Raw genomic sequence first — 21,459 nt, 5'->3', positions numbered from 1 at the left:
ATAACTAACTAGTAGTCAGATCACAATAATTAATTTAATATTATGAAAACTCTATTTCATTTAGCTTGTAGATTTTCATTTTTATTCATCATTTTTTTAGCGGCTTCATGTAAAAGGGATTCATACGTAGATGAGGAAAATGACTTAGTCTATCCAGTAAATTTTACATTTACAAATTTTCAGAGTACGACAAACTTCTTGAAGAATGCAGCCTCCACAAAGAAGCATATAGCTGCCACTGGAGTTAATTCTAATTATAGTGAGGGATTTTTATACTATTGGAGTTTCAATTCCGAAACTTTAACTCCAGATGTCAAATATCGAAAATCTACTAGTCCAGTAATTATATATAATGATGGGAAACCTATTACTTATGGTAATGGGTTTGCATTTGAAAATTATACAGCTGGTAAAGCAGCAAATTTTGTCGGGCCGAGTCAAATTACAATTAAACTCCCTATCAAAGATGTAATTTCTCTAGCAAGATTGGGGTTTGATATGACCGGGTCTAATACAGGACCTAAAGACTTTGAATTGTATTATAGCTTTGATGAAGGAGGTACTTTCAAAGAAATTGCACTTGTTAACAATTTTGTAAATAATTCATCAACAGCAAAAAATTCATTTACATACAATCTGTCCACACTTACAATTTCAGGAGAGGAACTATGGATCAAGATTGTTCCCAAAGCTGGGGATAGAACAGGTATCAGTAATTACAGCGATAGTCAAGGAACCTTACGAATAGATAATTTACACATAGTTGGTATTGCTCCACCTGAAGCGTCCAGCTTTTCTATTAATAAATTACATTATTTTTTGTTCCACAAAGAACGTTCAAATATTGTAATTGACGGTGAGCTTGATGATGTTCAACAATTAAATTTGGAGTTGGATCTACCAGTAGGGGAGTATGATGTATTTTTTATTTTAAATAACTCTAATAGTGAACTTGTTTTTCCTTCTACCATATTGAAGTCCACAGATGTGTATGCTTCAAATTTGTTTTCAAATAAGTATGCTGAAATATTTGGGTATTCAGGGAAATTGACTGTATCGGGTAATATGACCTCTAATATCGTACTACAACGTATGTATAGTCAAATTAAGGTGGAATTCACTGATAATTTAAATCTTTCATCCGTCAAAAAGATCGTTTTTAAACAAGAGCATGAACCTTTCTACTACAGTCCATTTACTACCACGATTAATAACCCCATTCTTGATCAATCAAGTGTAGAGATTTCAGATGACTTCCAAGTGAATAAGCAACTTATTTTTAATCAATTTATGGGACTTATGACAGCCGTAGAACCCCTCAATTATACCGTTGAGGTGCATGGACAAAATGAGATTTTACGAACTTTTCAATTAGGAAGTTCAATCAAAAATAATGTTCAATTGGTTTTTCGCGGTCAGTTACTTGAAGATCCACAACATACCGTGGGATTTCAAATAAAGAAAAATGAAAATTGGGATAATGGCAGTGTAGCCAGTTTTTAGTTAGTACAATCTACTAAAGAGTAAAAGGTGTTGAACTATTGAGTTTAACTCCTTTTCTTTTACGTAATGATTTGTTAAACTTATTTTAATCAATATATTTGTTATATTGTTTTTGTAATCAAGTGATTACCTTGTTTGTCAGTGTGTGCCCTGACATTTTTTTTACACAACATCCTCTCTATTAACATTAACTTAACAATACATTAATGTTTTAGTTATACCAACCCTGCAATTTTGCATCGATGAATAAAATCATAACATATAAAACTGTACTTAGCTCATTCTTAGGACTGATGTTATTATCAGGATGTACTGATAAAACACATTCAATCAAAATGAAAGGGTCTGATACTGAGGTGAATCTAGCTGTTAATTTAGCTGAAAAATTTACCGAAATTGATCCGGATTTTAGTATTGCTATTTCAGGAGGTGGATCTGGATTAGGGATTACATCATTATTGAATGATCAAGCTGACATAGCAAATTCGTCTAGACCGTTATCCGATGAAGAGGTCGAACAATTCAAAGAAAAAAATATTGAATTGAAGACAGTAGTTTTTGCAGAAGATGCAACAGCTGTAATTGTGCATAAAGATTTACCTCTTAGTGAGATTGATTTGGAAACTTTGGGGAAAGTACTGGACGGGAAAATAGAAAATTGGAATGAACTTACAGAAGTTGACATGCCAATCAATATCTATGGAAGACAGAGTAGTTCGGGTACTTATTCTTTTATGAAGAAGAAATTGAAGGTTGAATTTGCTCCTAAAGCAAAAGAAATGACGGGTAATGCACAAATAATAGAAGGTGTAAAGGCCGATAAATCTGGTATAGGATATGTTGGTGCTGGTTATTTATCTCCAGAATCAGAGCAAAAACAAGGTGTCAAAGTGTTAAAAGTCAAAAAGACAGCTCAGGACACAGCGTATTCACCTGTAGATAAATATGCGATTACTAATAATTTGTATTTTTTTCAACGTCCCCTTTATCAGTTTATTTTGAAGAAGTCTTGGGATAAGGTAAAGCCATTTATTGATTTCGAAATTGGGGAAAAAGGTGTAGGAATAATCCGTGAACACGGGTACTATGTAAAAGAAAATTGATCATGAAATATCAAGCTCGAATAACATTAGATATAATATTTAAGTATATCTTCAAAATTACGGGTTTACTTGTATTAGCAGCCTTGGGGGGGATTTTAGCGATACTTGTATACAACTCTATTTTATTTTTCCTGGATGTCAAGCCTCTTGATTTTATCACAGGATTGGAGTGGAATCCTACGGGGAAAACCCCTCAGTATGGTATGTTGCCACTTATTCTAAGTACTACGTTAGTGACATTTGGTGCGATGATTATCGCTATTCCTCTCGGAATCGGTACAGCAGCGTTTATTGCAGAGTATGCGAGTCCAAAGCTGAAAACATTCTTAAAGCCAGCTATTGAGATGCTTGCTGCTATCCCTTCTGTAGTTATCGGATTCTTAGGTATTGTTTTAGTTGGGCCAGGTATCGCTGATTTAGCAAATCTTCCCAATGGATTGAATGCGTTGAATGGAGCAATTTTACTTGCCGTAATGGCTTTGCCTACTATTATTACGGTAGCTGAGGATGCTATTCATGCTGTTCCCAAAACATATAAAGAGGCCAGTTATGGTGTCGGTGCTACAAAATGGCAAACCCTTTGTCGTGTTATCATTCCGGCAGCAGCACCTGGTATTATAGCGGCTATTATGTTGGGGGTAGGAAGAGCGATAGGTGAAACCATGACAGTATTAATGGCGACGGGTAATGCTTCATTATTACCAGAAGGAATGTTTGACTCGGTAAAGACTATGACAGCTACTATCGCTATCGAGATGGGCGAAGTACCGTACAAAACAACACATTACTTCTCATTATATGCCATCGCAACGGTACTATTCTTTATGACTTTGGTGGCAAATCTAGTAGGCGAATTTTTTATTAATCGATTCAGAAAGTACCATGCAGCATAAGCAATTTAGATTCAGCTCCATTGTAGAATGGGGGACATTATTAATCACAACGGGGTTAGTATGTTTTTTCCTAGTAATCATTATTTGGGAAATCATTTCCAAGGGTGCAGGTTCTCTTTCATGGGATTTTATAACTGAGGTTCCCCGTGAAGGTATGACCAAAGGAGGAATTCTAACTCCAATCTTAGGGACAGTATTATTGACTTTGTTGACAGCTTTATTTTCTATTCCTTTTGGTGTATGTTGTGCAATATATTTGAACGAATATGCCGAAGATAATTGGTTGACAAAAACAATTCGTGCAGCTATACGTAATCTATCAGGTGTACCATCAATTATTTATGGTTTATTTGGTCTAGCATTATTTGTTCAGGCGATGCAATTGGGTACTTCTATGGTTGCTGCTGGTTTAACACTAGGATTATTATCGTTGCCATATATTATTACAACTACAGAGGAAGCGTTGATGCGTATTCCAGCAAGTACGCGTGAAGCAGCGTTAGCAGTAGGTGCTACGAAGTTAGAAACAATCAAAGATGTAGTATTGCCATCAGCTATGTCAGGAATTTTGACTGGTGTGGTACTGACTTTGTCACGTGCAGCTGGAGAAACAGCGCCTATATTATTTACAGGTGCAGCATTTTATATTAATGGAATGGGAAGTGCGATTGATAATGAGTTTATGGCTTTGCCATACCACTTGTATATGCTTTCTACTCAGCATCAGTCTATTGAAGAAGTACGGCCAATCGCTTACGGTACTGCATTAGTATTAATAATTGTTGTCTTCTTATTAAATTTGACAGCGTTCTATATTCGTTATAAATACAGAAAAAATGAAAACTAAGTTATCAACAGAGAATTTACATATTAGCTTCGGAGCAAAAGAAGTTTTAAAAAATATTAATGTTTCATTTAATGAGAATGAAATCACAGCATTAATTGGTCCTTCGGGTTGTGGTAAAAGTACACTTCTACGTAGTTTCAATAGAATGCACGATTTGTCTCCTGATGCGAAAATTACCGGGACTCTTAAATTGGAGAATCAAGATTTGTACGATAAATCTATTCCTGTTACTGAAATTAGAAAAAGAATTGGAATGGTTTTTCAGAAGGCAAATCCATTTCCAAAAAGTATATATGAGAATATTGCATACGGTTTGAAAATAAACAATTTGCCGCATGGTAAAGATGTAATCGAGAAGGCTTTACGCGAAGCGTTTCTTTGGGAGGAAGTTAAGAATGACTTGAAGATGCCCGCGACACGATTATCAGGTGGTCAGCAACAACGTTTGTGTATTGCGAGAGCTGTAGCGCTGCGTCCTGAAGTAATATTGATGGATGAGCCTTGTTCGGCATTGGATCCTGTAAGCACTCTTAAAATTGAAGAGCTAATAAAGCATTTAAAAGAAAAATATACGATTGTGATTGTGACACATAATATGCAGCAAGCACAACGTATAGCAGATAAGACCGTGTTTTTGTATCTTGGAGAAGTTAAGGAAGAAGGTGATACCTACCAAATTTTTAATAATCCAAAAGAAGAAATGACTGCAAATTATATCAACGGAAACTTCGGGTAAACTAAAAGGGCCACAATGTAAATTGTGGCTCTTTTAGTTAGTCATTTACGGTTAATTCGCCGCGTATATCTTTCTCAACCCAATAAGCTACTGCAGCTTGATCCGCTAATTCACCTTGCAGATACATTAATTTGGTAACTGCTGCCTCGAATGTCATATCATAACCGTTTAAAACACCAATAGATTTTAAGCCTTGGCTTGTTTCATAGCGCCCTAATTCGACAGAGCCTACTTTACATTGTGAGATGTTAAGAATATTTTTACCCTGTTTGATAGCACTTTCTAACAAATCCAAAAACCATTTGTCAGTGGTTGTATTTCCAGAGCCAAATGTTTCCATGACGATAGAGCGAACGTCGGCATCTAAAATGGATTTAATAGTATTTGCAGAGATACCTGGAAATAACTTTAATACGCCAACATGATTATCAACATGATTGTGGCAAATAAATTCTTTATCTGAATTATTCATCAGCGCATCAAAGTTATATTTCAAATGTATACCTGCTTCAGCTAATACTGGATAATTTGGCGATCTAAAGGCCTCAAATTTTGCAGAGTTATATTTAAAAGAACGATTTCCTCTAAATAGTTTGTTGTCAAATAATATACAGACTTCCTGAACAATAGATTTTCCATTGTGCTTAGCACTCGCTATTTCCAATGCAGTCATCATATTTTCGCGTGCATCGGTGCGAATTTCACCAATTGGTAATTGTGACCCTGAAAAGATAATAGGTTTTTGTAACCCTTCTAACAAGAAACTCAGGATAGATGCTGAAAAGGCCATCGTATCTGATCCATGTAGAATCACAAATCCGTCATATTCATCATAATTGTTTTTAATAATTTGCGCCATTTCAATCCAAATTTCGGGATTCATATTAGATGAATCTATTATTGGATTGAAGGAGTGGACGGTCAATTGGTAATCTAATCGACTCAAATCAGGAAGATTGTTTTTGATTAATTCAAAATCAAAAGGTACAAATGTACCTGATTCATCTTGAACCATTCCAATGGTGCCTCCGGTGTATATGATGAATATTTTCATGACTATATGCCAAATATATCTTTAGAATTCTGCGTTGTTATTTTTGCTATTTCATCAATACTTGTTTCATGTAGATCAGCAACCTTCTGTGCTACGTGAATAAGATATGAACTTTCATTTTCCTTGCCTCTGTATGGTGATGGTGCCAAATAGGGCGAATCTGTTTCTAGAACTAAGTGCTGTAAATCAACTTCTCTTACAACGGCATCTAAGCCTGCTTTTTTGTATGTGACCACTCCTCCAATTCCGAGTTTGAAACCCAAGTTAATTGCTCGATTCGCTTGTTCCAAAGTTCCGGTGAAGCAATGGAATATTCCAAATAGCTTATCATCATTCATCTCTTCCAAAATCTCGAAAATTTCATCAAAAGCTTCACGACAATGAATATCAATTGGTAAACCTAATGCTTTTGCCCAATTAATTTGAGTTCGAAAGGCATCTTGTTGCCACGCTAAAGTACTTTTGTCCCAATAAAGATCTATCCCAATCTCACCAATTGCATATATCTTATTTTTTGTGATAGCATTTTCTATAGTTGACAATTCCTTTTTATAATTTTCTTTTACACTGCAGGGGTGGAGTCCTAACATTGGAAAACAGATAGTAGGGTAAGAGTTTACCGTATTTAATACTTGTTCGATAGAATCTGTATCTACATTAGGTAAAAATAGACGCTGAATATTGTTTAATTGACAGCGTTCAATTTGTTCCTGAATCTTATCACTACCTATATGGTAATAGATATGTGTATGCGTATCTGTAAGAATATGATTTGGATTTGTCATGTCTATATAAGGTGTAAAAGTAACGATTTGTTAAAAAATAATCCATTTAAAAAAGAAAAACACGATTTTGCTAACAAAATCGTGTTTTCATTTTTATATTAATAATATATCGAAGGATATATTATGTATTATTTGCTATTAGTTAGCTGGTTGAGTAGGTACTGGAGCTACTGTTGCTGCAGAATCTACTTTTGGAGCAGTACCTTTGATTATATCAACCAATTCTACTTCGAAAATAAGTGGAGCAAATGGAGGGATACCACCTTGAGGAGCACCATTTGAACCGTAAGCTAAGCTTGAAGGAATGATTAATGTTGCTTTACCACCTTTGTTTAATAATTGTAAACCTTCAACCCATGCAGGGATAACTGGATCTACACCTAAAGCAAATTTGATCGGCTCAAATGTACGCATTGGGTTAACTGGAAGTTTCGCTTTATCAGCTTCTTCTTTGATAGAAGTATCGAATACTTTACCATGTGTTAATTTACCTACGTAATTTACTTTTACAGTATCACCTACTACTGGTTTTACACCTTTACCTTCAGTTGTTACAATATATTGTAATCCAGAAGCTGTTTTCTTAGGCTCTAACTTATTAGATTTAACATAAGATTCGATTTTGCCAGCTTCAGCTTTCTCTAGATTGCCAATTAATTCTTTGTAATATTTGTCTAATTCTACGTGAGCAATTGAATCAGGTAATTCTGCTTTTTTGAAATGTTTTCTTACCTTAACAATGAAAGTTAAGTATTTATCACCGATAGGAAGTTTTGGTTGACCTGATTTAGAAGCCATTGTATCCAAGTTAAGACGGAATACAGCGCTATCACCTTCTCCTAGATGTTTGAACATTGAAGAATAACTTCCTTTGTAGTTTCCAGGTATAGTATCTGATACGATGTTCACATATTGAGGTAATCCTAAATCATATGTGCTTTGGATTAATGAATCATTTCTATCAGATTTCACAATCATGTCTACAAATAAATGATCTCCATCTGCAGCTTTAACACCACCTTCGTCATCCACGATTTTGTATTCAAGACCACCGTCTCCTTTTTTGAAATTCTGGCATGAAGTAGTGAAAATACCTACTGCAGCAGCTAATACTAAAATTGATTTTTTCATTTTATTGATTAATACTTATTTACTTTGTTAATATTTCTGAGTATTCAGGTAAAATTGATTTAAATTTGTTTACTACTACTGATAACTCTTCAGAAGAACTACCACCAGAAGCATTAAGGTGACCTCCTCCATTAAAATACTTTTTACATATCTCATTACAAGGTATTTCGCCAATTGAGCGTAAAGATAGTTTAATTAATTCAGTTCTGTCAACAAATAATGCAGCAAGTCTTACCCCTTTAATAGAGAGAGCATAGTTCACTAATCCTTCAGTGTCACCTGTTGTAATTTGAAACTGTGCTAAATCTTCTTTGCTAATAGCAAATAATGCTGTATTGTATTCTGGAATTACTTCCAAACAATTTAATAGACAATAGCCTAGAAACTTTAGGCGACGTTCTGTTGAACTATTATAAATACGTTCGTGAATCTCCCAATTACGAGCTCCAGCATCTATCAAACTCGCGATAATATGATGCACAGCAGATGTAGTTGATCTGAAACGGAAAGAACCTGTGTCAGTCATTATACCTGCATAGAGACATGTCGCAATGTTTGCATCGATTTGAGATGGAGACTGACATACTTCAGCTATGAACGTATAAATTAACTGTGCGGTAGCTGCGGCATTAGAATCCCAATATGTCAATTGAGCAAATTCTTCAGGGTCTAAATGGTGATCAACCATCCACTTTTGACCTGTTGCATTTGCTATAATTGGTTCTAAGATATTCGTTCTGGATAATGCACTATAATCCAAACAAAATATTATCTCAGCTTCTGCTATTAATTTTTGTGCTAATTCAGGTTGTTCGGGATAGGAAACAACATCCTGACGCCCTGGCATCCAATCCAAAAAAGAAGGGAAATCAGAAGAAACAACAACAGAAACATCATGGTTATTCTTCTTGAGCCAATGGTAAAGACCTAATGAAGAACCTAATGCATCACCATCAGGTTTGTGGTGTGTCGTAATCGCAATTCGTCTAGGTTTGGTCAGTAAATTTAAATTTTCTTCTCCTCGTAACATATCTTTATTAAGAATACAAACGTACAAATAAATAGTCTCTACGTAAAATTATTTTTGATGCTTAAATGCATACAGCTTCTTATCTCTTCGCATACACAAAAGATACGTGTCAGAGCTGTAATTTACCTTTCCATAATAGAATAAAGGTTGGCCTTCCACAGGAAAACCTTCAATTATAGCTCCATTGTCACCAAAAAGATACAGCAAGTTCGTGGCTTTTGAGGCGACCCCTATTAGATGATTATTTGATGTTCCATTTTTGAAAAATTGTGGCTTATCATCAATGTTTTTAGTAAAGTGGTATTCAAAGATAGCAGTTGATGCTGATGGTTCATAGGCACTCAGTTGATTGTCTGCAATTAGTACAAATTCTGGAGCTGATGAGCCGTTGATGTTTATGAAAGCACCATTGTGTTTTTCAGTCTGCGTATCTATTTTTACTTCTGAAATTACTTTGTCAATCCCGATTCTATAGAGTGTTGAGTTCGTACCGTATGCGAAAAAATCATACTTAGAACTGCCTAAATCAACCACGGCAATTGGGGTTTTAAATTCAACGTCTCCAGGTATATCAATCTCCTTTTTTAAGGACCCATCTTCACTAAGAATATATATTCGGCCATATGTTGTTCCAAATACAAATTCTTTACCTATAGATTGAATTGGTCCCAATATTTTGCCGTCAAATTCAGTAAATTTCCACTCTGCGATTCTATTTCCACCTAAGTCGTATGCGAGAATTTCATCCTGTGTAGGTATGATGATTACATCTTTATTCATAGACTTAGCTAATAAAGGTGATGCTGTAGGTTCATTTGGAATACCAGTTGAATATCCTTTCAAAGTTTTGCCTGAGGTATCTATTCGGTACAGGCGATTTTTGTCTGTGACAAAAACAATACTGCGGTCTGCTAGCTGTTGCATTTCGCCAACTATACGTCCAGAAATTACAGTAGACCACAATTTACTTCCTTTAGGATGGATAGCGTGAAGAGTATGGTCTAACTCTTGAATTAAGATCATTTGATTAGTGTCTGATTGCTCAAACACATAAGGGTCAGTAATTGCCCTGTCATCGAACTGATACGTCCAGTCAGGTGTACTTCCCAGCGCATTTTTGCTTTTGTAGAGCGCGTAGATTTGGGAAGAGAAATTGCCATTGTTGCCAGATAATTGTACAGACCAAGAGTAAAAGTCTTGGAATCCAAAATTGTCTTTATCTTTGAAATTCTTTTGATAATGGCTAGGAAGAGAATATAATATCTTTGACAAAGAGTTTTTGTTATGTACAAATAGAGTTACGTTTGCCTCATTTCCTTGAAGTTTTTCAAAGTTTTTGAATCCCAACGTCCCTGTAAGTAAATCTTTACGACGGAAATTGGTTAGATAGTTTTGTAATTCATTTCTAGAATTTGCTATTACTAACACATCATCTACTCTGGTTATATATGGACGTGTATGGTATTTGAAAGCTTCACCATACAACGCGTAAAATACATTAGCGTTTCTAAAGCGGTAAATGTTATCCCCTTCATCATCCAAGATACGATTTGCTATTTCTTTCCATGTAGAGGTGTCACTTACGCCTACAAATCCAATATGCACTTGATTTGTTTGTTCGACGAGGGCAAAACTATGTTGCAATACATGTTGTAATTTACTAACTGATGAGCTGCTATCTGCTAATGACTGGAATGTGGATTCCAATTTTTTATATTCTTCACGTGCTTCAAAATATTGCTTTAAATCGGCTTGATATTTTGGGAAATTACTAACACTATACTCCATAAATACAGCAGTATTCGAAGGGAAGTAGTTATATAATCTTTGTGTTTTCTTAGTCTGATTTCGAAATAGAGCTAAATAGTTATGTTTGGAATTTTTAATTTCACTTTCTCCAGTTAGCATCAGAGCATCTTGTTTGAAATTTATATTCCATGCCGACTGTCCCTCTAATCCAATGAATTGGTCTGCAAAAACTCCTTTTTCTCTTTGTTGAAAATGTTTGATTATAGCGCCATAATTTTGATGTGGAAAATATATACTTAGTGGAGTGTTTCTTGAATTATTATGAATGAAATAATCAATTTGGTTTTCTGATAATTTTGGGATACTCTTATTTATTACAGCTAGTAAAGTGCTTTTTGAATAAGATGCGAAAAGAAGGTGTTGATAATAAATAGTGTATAGCACTGTTTCTGGACTCCCTTTACTAAATGTTGTTATTTTTTCTCCTAATGTGTCGATGGTTGCTAATTTATAGGATTGACCAAATTCATTCTTTAATACAGCAAAATCACTTTCTTCAATATTTGTCGAAGTGGGGATTGTAAATAATGTGTTTAATGAATCTGCTTCAGGATGAAATGAAATGTAGATGTCTTGGTTTTCTATAAAATCATGTAAAGCTTCGTGACGTAATATTTTGTTTTTATATTCTTTGATAAGTTGAAGCTCCTGTTTGCCTAGCAAAGCATCAAATAAATCGAAATTTTTAAAAATATTATCTGTAATCTCATCGTTTTTGATAGATGCAATTAAGAATGTGTTATCAGGAAGATATTTTAGGGGTTTTAATGTATTATGCTGTTCTTTGTTTATATCACGAAAGTAATAAACGGAAGCAGCAATTACTCCAATAAATAGTATAACCGTAATAATAATCGTATTCCTCATTTTACAAACCTACTTAATTCCGATTTTGAAAAGAAGTAATCCATTCCAAAATGATTGTTTTGTGTAGTTTTTTCTTCTGTTTTTTTACTACATTTATGACTAATATTAACAAGGATATATTTTATTGACTACTTTAATGAATAAAAAAATCATTCTAACAGCTTCATTATTTGGACTTATAGCTGTGATTTTGGGGGCGTTTGGTGCTCATGGGTTAGAAGGGAAAATAAGCGATTATCATATTGATACGTGGAAAACTGCAAATCAATATCATTTTTATCATACTTTCGCTATATTATTTTTGTCTACTTTTTCAAGAGCGAAAAGTCAATCTATTCGTATTTCATTTATATTTTTTACTATAGGTATATTCTTGTTTTCAGGGTCTCTTTATTTACTGAGTGTGCGAGAGCTTATAGGTCTCGAAAAGGTTTCTATATTGGGGCCAATCACGCCTCTTGGTGGATTATGTTTCATTGTTGGATGGATAGGGTTGTTCGTTGCAGCATTGAAAAACAGAGCTTAAAGATTAACAGTCTAAAATATTCAGCCCATGATAAATGCTATCAAGGGCTTTTTTTTTACATTTGTGTATATGTCGAATCCAGATTTGTTTGCAGAACGAAAGACTTATTTTGTAGAAGTTATCTTGCCTTTGGCTATTGCTAAAACGTACACCTACCGTGTGCCATTTGAGTTGAATGATAAGGTAGTAGTAGGCGTTCGTGTTATTGTGCAATTTGGCCGTAATAAGGTTTATTCTGCTATTGTAAAGCAAATATCGACTGAGCCACCCGAGAAATATGAGGCCAAATACATCATAGATGTGGTAGACGATTATGCTCTTGTAGACGAAGGGCAGTTGAAATTATGGGATTGGATAGCAGACTATTATATGTGTCATTTGGGGGAAGTGATGCAAGCCGCTTTGCCCGCTGCCTTAAAAATGGCTTCAGAAACAAAAATAATAGCTGTTTCTAATGATGATAAAGATCGTTCAACACTATCAGATAAGGAGTTTCTAGTATTGGATGCGCTAGATGTAGCAGGAGAATTGTCTGTAGCTGACGTGTCTAAAATATTAGGACAGAAATCTGTTTTTCCTTTATTAAAAACATTATTCGAAAAGGGATTTATCCAGATTTCGGAAGAAATCAAAGAGCGCTATAAGCCAAAAACGAAGGCTTATTTGAGGCTTTCGGCAGTCTATAATGATCCAGATGGAAAAAGAGAACTGTTGGATAGTTTGAATCGAGCGCCTAAGCAGCAAGACGCAGTGTTGGGATTTATGCAACTGTCCAAAAATCAAGAAGATATATCTCGTCAAGATTTAATGGAAGCTACAGGATGTGGTACTGGAGCTATTACTGCGTTAATTGATAAAGGAGTTTTTGAAGTCAAGGAGAAAGTAGTTAGTCGTTTTCAAGGCCACGATATTCTTCTGACGAAGGAGTTTACATTTAGTGAAACACAACAAAAGGCTTTTGAATCCATTAATACCTTATTTGAACAAAAGGATGTGGTCTTACTGCATGGTGTCACAGCTTCTGGAAAGACGCAGATTTACATTCGGATGATAGAGCAAGCGTTGGTTTCGGGCAAAAACGCGTTGTACCTCTTGCCAGAGATTGCATTAACGACACAAATTACAGAACGTTTGAAGCTTCATTTTGGAAATAATTTGGGGGTTTATCATTCGAAATTTAACGATAATGAGCGTGCTGAAGTCTGGCACAAGATAGTAAAGAATGAATTTAAAGTGGTGGTGGGTGCACGTTCTTCGGTGTTTTTACCGTTTCGGGATTTGGGTATAATTATCGTTGACGAAGAACATGAAAATTCATATAAACAATATGATCCAGCTCCACGCTATCACGCGCGGGATACAGCTATTTACTTAGCACATTTGCATCATGCAAAAGTGTTGTTAGGTTCAGCTACCCCATCCGTTGAGAGTTATTACAATGCCAAAGCGAATAAATATGGATTGGTGGAGTTGTTGCAACGATTTGGAGAAGCACAATTGCCCGAAATAGAAATTGTCAACATACCAGAAGCCACGCGAAAGGATGAGATGCATTCGTATTTCAGTGCTAGTCTACTAAAAGGAATTGAAGAAGCTGTAGCCAAAAAGGAACAGGTTATTCTATTTCAAAATAGGCGCGGACATACACCGTTTGTACAATGTAGCACCTGTGGTTATGTTGCAAAATGTGTCAATTGTGATGTGAGTTTGACTTATCATAAGTCATCGAATCTCCTGCATTGTCATTATTGTGGTCATTCAGAAAATACAGTGAATGTCTGTCCTGCCTGTGGAATGCCACATATGGAAAGCAAGGGTTTTGGAACGGAACGGGTAGAAGAAGAACTGGAGATTTTGATGCCTGATTTACGAATTGGTCGTTTAGACTTAGATTCTACAAAAGGAAAATATGGTTTTGATCGGATTATTTCGGCTTTTGATGACCATGAATTTGATGTGTTGATTGGTACACAAATGGTAGCAAAGGGTTTGGATTTCGGTCGAGTAAGTTTGATAGGTATTCTTAATGCGGATACAATTATTAATTTTCCAGAATTTAGAGCTTATGAACGTGCATTCTCTTTGTTCTCCCAAGTAGCAGGTCGTGCAGGCCGTCGTCAAGATCAAGGAAAAGTAATTATTCAGACGTATACGCCGAATCATCGCGTCATCGAGCAGGTTGTTAATCATGATTATACAGGTATGTTTATGCAGGAAGTGACTGAACGGAAGAATTTTGCTTACCCGCCTTTCTATCGTATTATCAAAATAGATGTCAAACATCCTGATCAGCAACAAACGTTAGATTCGGCACAAAAATTGGCAAATCTATTGCGTACTTCTTTGGGGAATCGAATATTAGGACCAGAACCTCCATTGATTTCTCGTGTGCGTAATCATTATATACAAACCATTACACTGAAAATCGAACGCACCAACATCAGTATCCATAAAGTGAAGGAGTTAATCCGTACAGGTTTGCTTCATTTTGAATTGGATAAACATAATGCAGGAGTACGTACTGTAATTGATGTTGATCCGTATTAGGTACCTATATTTGGCTAATGAAATAAATATGGAATTAATTTAAATATTTATTTTTTCTCTTATTTTTTGTTTAAATTTAATTTTTCATCATAAATATTTGAATTGTCAATTATGGTTGTACATTCTTTCTCTTGGGGGTTGTTTATTTGGCAATTAGCAAATATAGCGTTTTTGATTTTTTTAGTAATTATAATTTACCGCGTGGTAAATAAATTCTTGAAAAGATAATGAGTCCAGAGGAATTGAAGTAACAAAAAGAGCGAGTATTACATTACTCGCTCTTTTTGTTTTCTTTTATAAGTTAACTTTTGATATTTTAAAAGGTTTTTTCACAGACTTGTGTGCTGCTTGTTTGGAAATCACAGCTTGCTTTTCTGTTACTTTTTCAGGTGTGTAGCTATTTTTGCGGACATCCTTTTTGAATAGTTTTTCATACCAAGTGCAGGCTGCGGTGAATCTTCCGTAGGTCAATTCTAAATGATAGCCATCACGTGTGTAGGTGTCGCCTTGTGAGGACGTGCGGGCATTTTGAATGGCTGTTCCAGCGGGAATGACCATAGCAAAATCTTTCATCTTGCTTATTTTCTTTGTTGCATCAGCTATTGCGGTATACATCTTGGATTGGTTGTTATCATAGTTCGCAAAACCTTTATGCTTAGAATCCTGTTGATATGCCCACGTTTGATGATAGACTAATTTTGTATGGGATTTCTTTAAAGACTTTACATAAGTAATCAATTCAGGTAAATCTTTCATAATAGCTTCGTGTTGTCCAGAATAAGGACTCGATTGTTGTAAGCTTATATAGTCCCAATCTTCATCTGCTATGGCTTGTGAAATACGAATCTCTTTTGTTGTGACCTTCTCTCCATCTAGCCCTATCTTGCGGTATGAATAAGCTGCTTTGTCTTCGCGAGAATTTTTAACATGTAACTCTACCGAAGCACCACCAATGTACATGTTTCCTATTATTATCTTTCTGCCATCAGCTTTAGCTAAATCATAGAGATAATTTTCAATGCCATCTTCGGAGAAGCTGTTGCCAATGGCTAAAATCTTAAGAACCTTTTCTTGCGCAGTAACGCTTATGGTCATGAAAAGAATGGTAAATAAACTTGTAATAAGGTTTTTCATTGTATAGTTGTGTTGATTATAGTATTTGTAATAATTTTAAAACTTCACGTGTGGCCAACTCACGACCTTCGGTAAATTTTGATGTGTTATTTTGATCGATCGGTTCAGCATTCAGTGCAAAATAATATGCTTGAGTATTTTTTACAACAAAACCGACAAACCATCCATTATTCACACTGTTGTTTTCAGACCAGCCTGATTTGCCATAATAGGTATAGGTTGATGTTTTTTCTTTTTCAAAAATGTGCAACATCTTATCATATGTTGTGTTAAGAATAGGGAGTTTTTTTGTATATAGACGCTGCATAAAGTCGATTTGCTCAAAGGGGGTAATGTGAGAGTTCCCTTTTATCCAAAAGTCTGATATTGTACTTTCGCTTACCTCCATATTGTTGTAATGCAATTTGTTTAGGTAAGTCTTCATACGTTTCGCACCTATATTTTTAGCTACCTCTTGGTAGCAGGGTAGACAGGATGCTTGAAAAGCTTCACGTACATTCATATCTTTTTCCCAAGAAGGAAGCGCTCGTTTCTGACCATCCCATTTCATTACTGTATTTTCATCTTTTAGGACATCACTTTCAAAAGCTATAATTGAATTTGCGATTTTGAATGTGCTCGCGGGTAGATAACCTTTTTCTGCTAATCCAAAATCATTTGAATAGTACACTTTTTGTTTTGCATCATACACTAAGATGGTTCCTTTCAGATCTTGTTTAGAAAATATATCATCTATTTTATCTTTTAAGTCTAGATTACGTGTGGGGGTATTGCCTTGAAAATCACAAGCAACAAAAAATAAAAGAATAAAAGGTAGAAAATTACGCATCATCATATTGATTTTATAAATTTATAAAATTACCTATTAAAAACTATAAACCCTAAAATATGAATTGTAAAACTGAACTTATTGGCTTCGAAGTAATTGTATTTATTCTTTAATAATGTGGTCAAACAATGGTATTTTTGAGGGACGATGGCATACAAATTCATAGATAATTACAGAGAAAAGGGCGCAAGGAAGAAGCTGGTAACGCATCTTGAAAGTAGGGGTATACAAGATTCTCGTGTACTCGGAGCTATCGCAAAGGTACCTCGTCATTTCTTTTTTGATGAGACATTTTGGAATCAAGCGTACAAAGATATTGCCTTCCCGATTGGTGATGGACAAACTATTTCGCAACCCTATACTGTGGCTTACCAATCAGAGCTGTTGCATGTGAAAAAAGGTGATAAGGTATTAGAAATTGGAACAGGATCAGGTTACCAAACTTGTATTTTATTGGAGCTTGGTGCCGAGGTGTACACGATTGAGCGTCAAGAGAAGTTGTACCAGCGTACTATTCAGGTGTTGCCTTATATGGGGTATAAGCCTAATTTCTTTTTGGGGGATGGTTCAAAGGGTATTGCTGAACATGCTCCTTACGATAAGATTATTGTGACAGCTGGTGCACCATTTGTTCCCGAAATAATGTTGAAGCAATTGAAATTGGGCGGATTATTGGTTATTCCTGTGGGAGATGAGAAATCCCAAAAAATGGTAACAATATTACGTGTGGGAGAAAATGACTTTGAGCGCATTGAATTAGATACTTTTCGCTTTGTGCCTCTGGTGGGCGACAAAGCTTGGTAATTCGCATTATACTTCAAGGGCTTTTTCCTATCTTTAGCCCTAATGAAGGCATTTTACAATAAAAATATTCAAGCGACGAAAGAAGAACTTCAAGTTCTTGAGAAAAATATTAACAGAAATAGTTTAATGCGCCTAGCACTAATCTTGATTGGTGCTGCTATATTATTCCAAACATTTCAGATGAATAACATTTGGGTGTTGTTTGCTGCTGTTTTTACGATAGTATTAGGCTTCGCTTATTTAGTATTGCGTCAAAGCAAGCTAGAGAAGTTGCGCGATGTTAAAAAAGCATTTTTACGTGTCAATGAGAATGAACTTCATGTAGACGAACATTCAGAAAACATGTATGCTAATGGAGCTGAATTTGAGGATGGTAAACACGCATATAGTTCTGATTTAGATATTTTTGGTGAAAAATCACTTTTTTTATTAATCAATCGTTCAGCGACAGTAGAAGGTACTTCGTTATTAGCTTCTTGGCTATCTATTCCAGCATCCAAAAGTGAAATTTTAGCGAGACAAGAGGCTTCTGCAGAACTATCGTCTAAACGCGAGTGGACACAATTGTTACAGACGAAACTACTTTTTAATCTTGGTCAAAAAGTAAATATTAAGACATTTATGACTCGATATATGAAAGATGAATCATTAAACTTTGGTTCTTCTTTCATGCGATTGTATGTGAAGGTTGCTCCGTTTCTTTTCCTGGCGGGGATTTTTGTTTCTTTATTTGTTACACCTATTTGGAATTATCTATTGTTGTTGGCTATAGTACATTTAATATGGTCGATGGCATTGGGAGGTAAGGTTTCATATTTCTCTAGTCGGATTGATAAAATCGGAGTTACATTGATAGCATATTCTGATGCTATACGAATGGTAGAAGGTGAGAAATTTACTACTTCACTAAATCAAAAATTACAATCAGAATTAAGAACAGGTAAACAAGAGAATTTATCATTGGCATTTAGGGGGTTAGGTTCTTTGGTAGATAAGTTGGACGCCCGCAACAACATCTTAGTAGGTGCGGTGTTAAATATGTTTCTGCTATGGGATTTCAAGCAGGTATTAGCCATTGTTGATTGGAAGAAGAATTACGAAGGGGATGTACTTAAAGCTTTTGATATCATTTCTGAATTTGAAGCTTTGATAAGTTTGGCAACGCTAAAAAGTAATTTTGAAACATGGGCAACGCCTGTTATCTTGGATAATCCTCAATCTGACAGGATTTCTGCTCTTGAAATTAATCATCCATTGATTAATAATAAAATTGCTGTAGCGAATGATTATTCAGCTCATGACCATCAATTGGCTTTGATTACTGGATCAAATATGGCAGGAAAAAGTACCTTTCTGCGCACCATAGGTATCAATGCTGTTTTGGCTTATGCTGGAGCGGTGGTCTGTGCAAAAGAATTGGCTCTTCCTGTATATTGGCTCGTTAGTTATATGCGTATCAAAGATAATTTGAATGAGAGCACCTCTACGTTTAAAGCCGAATTGGATAGAATGAAGTTTATTCTAGAACAATTGGAAAAGGATGGGAATACCTATGTGCTGATTGATGAAATGCTACGAGGTACGAATTCAGTAGATAAGTACTTGGGTTCAAAAGCTATTATCCGCAAAATATTAGCTATTAATGGTAAGGGTATGGTTGCAACACATGATTTGCAATTAGCATCGTTGGAGGAAGAATACGAAGGATTATTGAAAAACTTTCATTTTGACATTCAGGTGAAAGATGGAGAAATGCTGTTTGATTATAAGTTAAAGAACGGAAAATGTACTGTTTTTAATGCTTCGCTGCTCTTGAAGGGGATAGGTGTGCATGTACAAAACGATTAGAAGTTGTACTTTTGTGGAAATTACAGTAAAAAATGACTTTAGAAGAAAGAATTGATCTAGCAGAAACTCGAGTATGTACAACGGTATTCCCATTTTTGACAAATCATCATGACACTTTATTTGGGGGGAAGGCGATGGCTATTATGGATGAGGTATCTTTTATGGCTGCAACACGTTTTTGTCGTAAGCGTTTGGTGACTGTTTCATCAGATAAAATTAATTTTGAGAAAGCTATTCCTTCTGGAAGTATTATAGAGGCTATTGCGCGTGTTGATAGTGTTGGGCGTACAAGTTTGAAAGTGAAAGTAGAAATTTATTTGGAACATATGTACGAAGAAGGACGGGAGTTGGCCATTCAGGGTATGTTCACTTTTGTTGCTTTGGGGGATGACAAAAAGCCAATATCAGTTACAGAAGGATTGAATATAATATAAAAAAAGCGTTCGACTAACATAGTCGAACGCTTTTTTTATGAATGAGGTTAAGATCTTTATTTTTTTGGTCCAAAGACATTTCCGACCATAGTCATAGCACATCGAAAGCCTATCATCGCACTAGATTCATCTTGCTGCATATGTCTTCGAGTACCTGGATTCATCCAATATGCTCTATCGTTCCAAGATCCGCCTTTGTAAACTCTTGATTTATCGTTTATTAGTGTTGTTTTTCCATATAGCTCTTTTTGCACCTCATCTTTGAATCCTCTTACGTCATTATCATAAACGGAGGTAGTCGATGCATTCTGAGTAATGTTAGCTTGTAGATCTTGCCAAGTTTGTTTACGAGGGGCTTTAGATGCTATTTTGATAGGTCTGCCATATTGATCTTTAGCCAATTTGCCTGTTTCTGTGTCTTCATATTGATTGCTCATAAAGACATGACCACGATATGGATTGAAATCCTCAAAATCTTCAAATGATAATTGACGATATACGTCACTTACCCATTCATTTACATTTCCAGCCATGTTATATAATCCAAAATCATTTGGTTGATAACTCTTAACAGGAACTGTGATATCTCCTCCGTCATTAGAATCTCCAGCTACACCCATATTATTTCCGCTAGTAATTTTGAAATTCGCCAACATGCGGCCTTGAGTACGACGTTTGTGATCTCTAACACCAAGTCCATTCCAAGGATATGTTTTGCTAGATTCAATATTTCCATCAAATGTATTACCTATCAATCCTAGGGAAGCATATTCCCATTCCGCTTCAGTAGGTAGACGATATGCTTGTTTTAATATACCATCCTGCATGCGCGCTGTTCTACTTGCATTTTTTTGAGCGCCTGGGCGATCATCTTTAAGCATTTTCTTGCCATCTATTCCCTGTCCCTGATATTGACCATTTAGGTATATATCTGAGTTAAAAGGGGCGTTTGTTTGTTGCTGATTTGCTGTTTTATAATCCGCAAGAATTCCGCTACTACGTAAGATATGTTCATTAACACGATCAGTACGCCATAGACAATAGTCATTTGCTTGTTCCCATGATACTCCTACAACAGGGTAATCTTGGAATGAAGGATGACGAAGATAAAAATTCACATATGGTTCATTGTAAGACAAAGGATTACGCCAAACTAAAGAATCTGGTAGTGCATCGTAATACATTTTTCGGTCTTTTGGGAAATTCTGTCCAATCCATTGTAAATATTCTAACCAATCAGCATTTGAAACTTCAGTTTCATCGATGTAGAAAGAAGCTACGGTAACCTTCCTTTTGGGATTGTCATGGTTGTAGGAAATATCTTCATTTAGACTTCCCCCCATAATAAAAGTTCCACCCTCAATAGCAATTAATCCTGGTCCGGGAGAGTCTTTCACCTTACGGCTTATTTGCAAGCCTCCATTATCAGGGTCATTATAGCGTACACCTGTTTTATCAGACACATTATTTTTATTGCTTTTGCATGAAAAAGCACTGAACAGACTTGTAGTAATTAATAGAGCTGGTATAAGTTTACGCAAATTATGCATAATTTGATTCAATTGGATTTAATAGTAAT

Annotated in this window: 18 protein-coding genes; 10 read left to right on the top strand and 8 right to left on the bottom strand. The window is 35.4% G+C overall.

All coding sequences use genetic code 11. From position 1 onward, the window contains the following. The first annotated feature begins 42 nt into the window (after positions 1-42). The 5 genes from IPZ78_RS07540 (at position 43) to pstB (ending at position 5,082) form a co-directional block, all read left to right on the top strand. A complete protein-coding gene (locus IPZ78_RS07540) occupies positions 43-1,503 on the top strand; it encodes a hypothetical protein (protein ID WP_225552388.1) in 1,461 nt (486 codons plus the stop codon). Positions 1,504-1,745: 242 nt separating this feature from the next. Next, positions 1,746-2,606, top strand: coding sequence for a substrate-binding domain-containing protein (locus IPZ78_RS07535; RefSeq protein ID WP_225552387.1), 861 nt, complete (start codon positions 1,746-1,748; stop codon positions 2,604-2,606). Between the two features lie 2 nt (positions 2,607-2,608). Continuing rightward, a complete protein-coding gene (gene pstC / locus IPZ78_RS07530; protein ID WP_225552386.1) occupies positions 2,609-3,499 on the top strand; it encodes a phosphate ABC transporter permease subunit PstC in 891 nt (296 codons plus the stop codon). Then, on the top strand, positions 3,489-4,346 hold the full coding sequence (gene pstA / locus IPZ78_RS07525; protein WP_225552385.1) for a phosphate ABC transporter permease PstA: 858 nt from the start codon (positions 3,489-3,491) through the stop codon (positions 4,344-4,346). The genes pstC and pstA overlap by 11 nt, the downstream gene beginning before the upstream one ends. Then, positions 4,336-5,082: a phosphate ABC transporter ATP-binding protein PstB gene (gene pstB, locus IPZ78_RS07520; RefSeq protein WP_225552384.1), complete on the top strand. Its 747-nt coding sequence runs from the start codon at positions 4,336-4,338 to the stop codon at positions 5,080-5,082. The genes pstA and pstB overlap by 11 nt, the downstream gene beginning before the upstream one ends. Before the next feature lie 37 nt (positions 5,083-5,119). On the opposite strand, the gene IPZ78_RS07515 is transcribed toward pstB, so the two are convergent. The 5 genes from IPZ78_RS07515 to IPZ78_RS07495 form a co-directional block, all read right to left on the bottom strand. Beyond that, positions 5,120-6,136: an asparaginase gene (locus tag IPZ78_RS07515; protein WP_225552383.1), complete on the bottom strand. Its 1,017-nt coding sequence runs from the start codon at positions 6,134-6,136 to the stop codon at positions 5,120-5,122. A gap of 2 nt (positions 6,137-6,138) precedes the next feature. Next, complete coding sequence (locus tag IPZ78_RS07510) at positions 6,139-6,921, bottom strand: TatD family hydrolase (RefSeq protein WP_225552382.1); 783 nt, start codon at positions 6,919-6,921, stop codon at positions 6,139-6,141. 138 nt (positions 6,922-7,059) lie between these two features. Then, complete coding sequence (locus tag IPZ78_RS07505) at positions 7,060-8,052, bottom strand: FKBP-type peptidyl-prolyl cis-trans isomerase (RefSeq protein ID WP_225552381.1); 993 nt, start codon at positions 8,050-8,052, stop codon at positions 7,060-7,062. 19 nt (positions 8,053-8,071) lie between these two features. Continuing rightward, positions 8,072-9,082: a DHH family phosphoesterase gene (locus IPZ78_RS07500; RefSeq protein WP_225552380.1), complete on the bottom strand. Its 1,011-nt coding sequence runs from the start codon at positions 9,080-9,082 to the stop codon at positions 8,072-8,074. 48 nt (positions 9,083-9,130) lie between these two features. Beyond that, complete coding sequence (locus IPZ78_RS07495) at positions 9,131-11,758, bottom strand: hypothetical protein (RefSeq protein ID WP_225552379.1); 2,628 nt, start codon at positions 11,756-11,758, stop codon at positions 9,131-9,133. A 136-nt stretch (positions 11,759-11,894) separates the two neighbouring features. Here IPZ78_RS07495 and IPZ78_RS07490 point away from each other — a divergent pair, with 136 nt between their 5' ends. Together IPZ78_RS07490 and priA are read left to right on the top strand one after the other, a co-directional pair. After that, positions 11,895-12,284 (top strand): DUF423 domain-containing protein, encoded by a 390-nt coding sequence (locus tag IPZ78_RS07490; RefSeq protein ID WP_225552378.1) that lies wholly within the window; start codon positions 11,895-11,897, stop codon positions 12,282-12,284. 69 nt (positions 12,285-12,353) lie between these two features. Next, a complete protein-coding gene (gene priA, locus IPZ78_RS07485) occupies positions 12,354-14,831 on the top strand; it encodes a replication restart helicase PriA (RefSeq protein ID WP_225552377.1) in 2,478 nt (825 codons plus the stop codon). A 294-nt stretch (positions 14,832-15,125) separates the two neighbouring features. Here priA and IPZ78_RS07480 read toward each other — a convergent pair whose 3' ends face one another. Together IPZ78_RS07480 and blaOXA are read right to left on the bottom strand one after the other, a co-directional pair. Further along, entirely contained in the window at positions 15,126-15,965 is an 840-nt protein-coding gene (locus tag IPZ78_RS07480; protein WP_225552376.1) for a DUF4886 domain-containing protein, read from the bottom strand. Between the two features lie 16 nt (positions 15,966-15,981). Then, positions 15,982-16,800: a class D beta-lactamase gene (gene blaOXA, locus IPZ78_RS07475; RefSeq protein WP_225552375.1), complete on the bottom strand. Its 819-nt coding sequence runs from the start codon at positions 16,798-16,800 to the stop codon at positions 15,982-15,984. Between the two features lie 141 nt (positions 16,801-16,941). Here blaOXA and IPZ78_RS07470 point away from each other — a divergent pair, with 141 nt between their 5' ends. From IPZ78_RS07470 to IPZ78_RS07460, 3 genes are read left to right on the top strand one after another with little or no spacing between them, the layout of a single operon-like run. After that, on the top strand, positions 16,942-17,598 hold the full coding sequence (locus IPZ78_RS07470) for a protein-L-isoaspartate(D-aspartate) O-methyltransferase (RefSeq protein WP_225552374.1): 657 nt from the start codon (positions 16,942-16,944) through the stop codon (positions 17,596-17,598). 42 nt (positions 17,599-17,640) lie between these two features. Further along, positions 17,641-19,446: a MutS-related protein gene (locus IPZ78_RS07465; protein WP_225552373.1), complete on the top strand. Its 1,806-nt coding sequence runs from the start codon at positions 17,641-17,643 to the stop codon at positions 19,444-19,446. 32 nt (positions 19,447-19,478) lie between these two features. Continuing rightward, positions 19,479-19,880 carry an acyl-CoA thioesterase gene (locus tag IPZ78_RS07460; protein ID WP_225552372.1) on the top strand — a complete coding sequence of 134 codons (402 nt, stop codon included), beginning with the start codon at positions 19,479-19,481 and terminating at the stop codon, positions 19,878-19,880. A gap of 56 nt (positions 19,881-19,936) precedes the next feature. Here the strand turns inward: IPZ78_RS07460 and IPZ78_RS07455 are convergent, their stop codons facing one another. Then, positions 19,937-21,343, bottom strand: a complete 1,407-nt coding sequence (locus IPZ78_RS07455; protein ID WP_225552371.1) for an SUMF1/EgtB/PvdO family nonheme iron enzyme — start codon at positions 21,341-21,343, stop codon at positions 19,937-19,939. Positions 21,344-21,459 lie beyond the last annotated feature (116 nt).

This window comes from Sphingobacterium bovistauri (assembly GCF_020295405.1).
Lineage (GTDB): Bacteria > Bacteroidota > Bacteroidia > Sphingobacteriales > Sphingobacteriaceae > Sphingobacterium > Sphingobacterium bovistauri.
Note: the sequence above shows the minus strand (reverse complement) of the source record. Positions and strands in the feature narration are given on the sequence as shown.

Coding starts and splice junctions, on each gene's coding strand:
- IPZ78_RS07495 (WP_225552379.1), bottom strand. CDS start 11,758: ATGAGGAATACGATTATTATTACGGTTATACTATTTATTGGAGTAATT.
- IPZ78_RS07540 (WP_225552388.1), top strand. CDS start 43: ATGAAAACTCTATTTCATTTAGCTTGTAGATTTTCATTTTTATTCATC.
- IPZ78_RS07505 (WP_225552381.1), bottom strand. CDS start 8,052: ATGAAAAAATCAATTTTAGTATTAGCTGCTGCAGTAGGTATTTTCACT.
- pstB (WP_225552384.1), top strand. CDS start 4,336: ATGAAAACTAAGTTATCAACAGAGAATTTACATATTAGCTTCGGAGCA.
- IPZ78_RS07535 (WP_225552387.1), top strand. CDS start 1,746: ATGAATAAAATCATAACATATAAAACTGTACTTAGCTCATTCTTAGGA.
- blaOXA (WP_225552375.1), bottom strand. CDS start 16,800: ATGATGATGCGTAATTTTCTACCTTTTATTCTTTTATTTTTTGTTGCT.
- IPZ78_RS07515 (WP_225552383.1), bottom strand. CDS start 6,136: ATGAAAATATTCATCATATACACCGGAGGCACCATTGGAATGGTTCAA.
- IPZ78_RS07480 (WP_225552376.1), bottom strand. CDS start 15,965: ATGAAAAACCTTATTACAAGTTTATTTACCATTCTTTTCATGACCATA.
- IPZ78_RS07490 (WP_225552378.1), top strand. CDS start 11,895: ATGAATAAAAAAATCATTCTAACAGCTTCATTATTTGGACTTATAGCT.
- IPZ78_RS07470 (WP_225552374.1), top strand. CDS start 16,942: ATGGCATACAAATTCATAGATAATTACAGAGAAAAGGGCGCAAGGAAG.
- pstC (WP_225552386.1), top strand. CDS start 2,609: ATGAAATATCAAGCTCGAATAACATTAGATATAATATTTAAGTATATC.
- IPZ78_RS07465 (WP_225552373.1), top strand. CDS start 17,641: ATGAAGGCATTTTACAATAAAAATATTCAAGCGACGAAAGAAGAACTT.
- IPZ78_RS07510 (WP_225552382.1), bottom strand. CDS start 6,921: ATGACAAATCCAAATCATATTCTTACAGATACGCATACACATATCTAT.
- priA (WP_225552377.1), top strand. CDS start 12,354: ATGTCGAATCCAGATTTGTTTGCAGAACGAAAGACTTATTTTGTAGAA.
- IPZ78_RS07500 (WP_225552380.1), bottom strand. CDS start 9,082: ATGTTACGAGGAGAAGAAAATTTAAATTTACTGACCAAACCTAGACGA.
- IPZ78_RS07460 (WP_225552372.1), top strand. CDS start 19,479: ATGACTTTAGAAGAAAGAATTGATCTAGCAGAAACTCGAGTATGTACA.
- pstA (WP_225552385.1), top strand. CDS start 3,489: ATGCAGCATAAGCAATTTAGATTCAGCTCCATTGTAGAATGGGGGACA.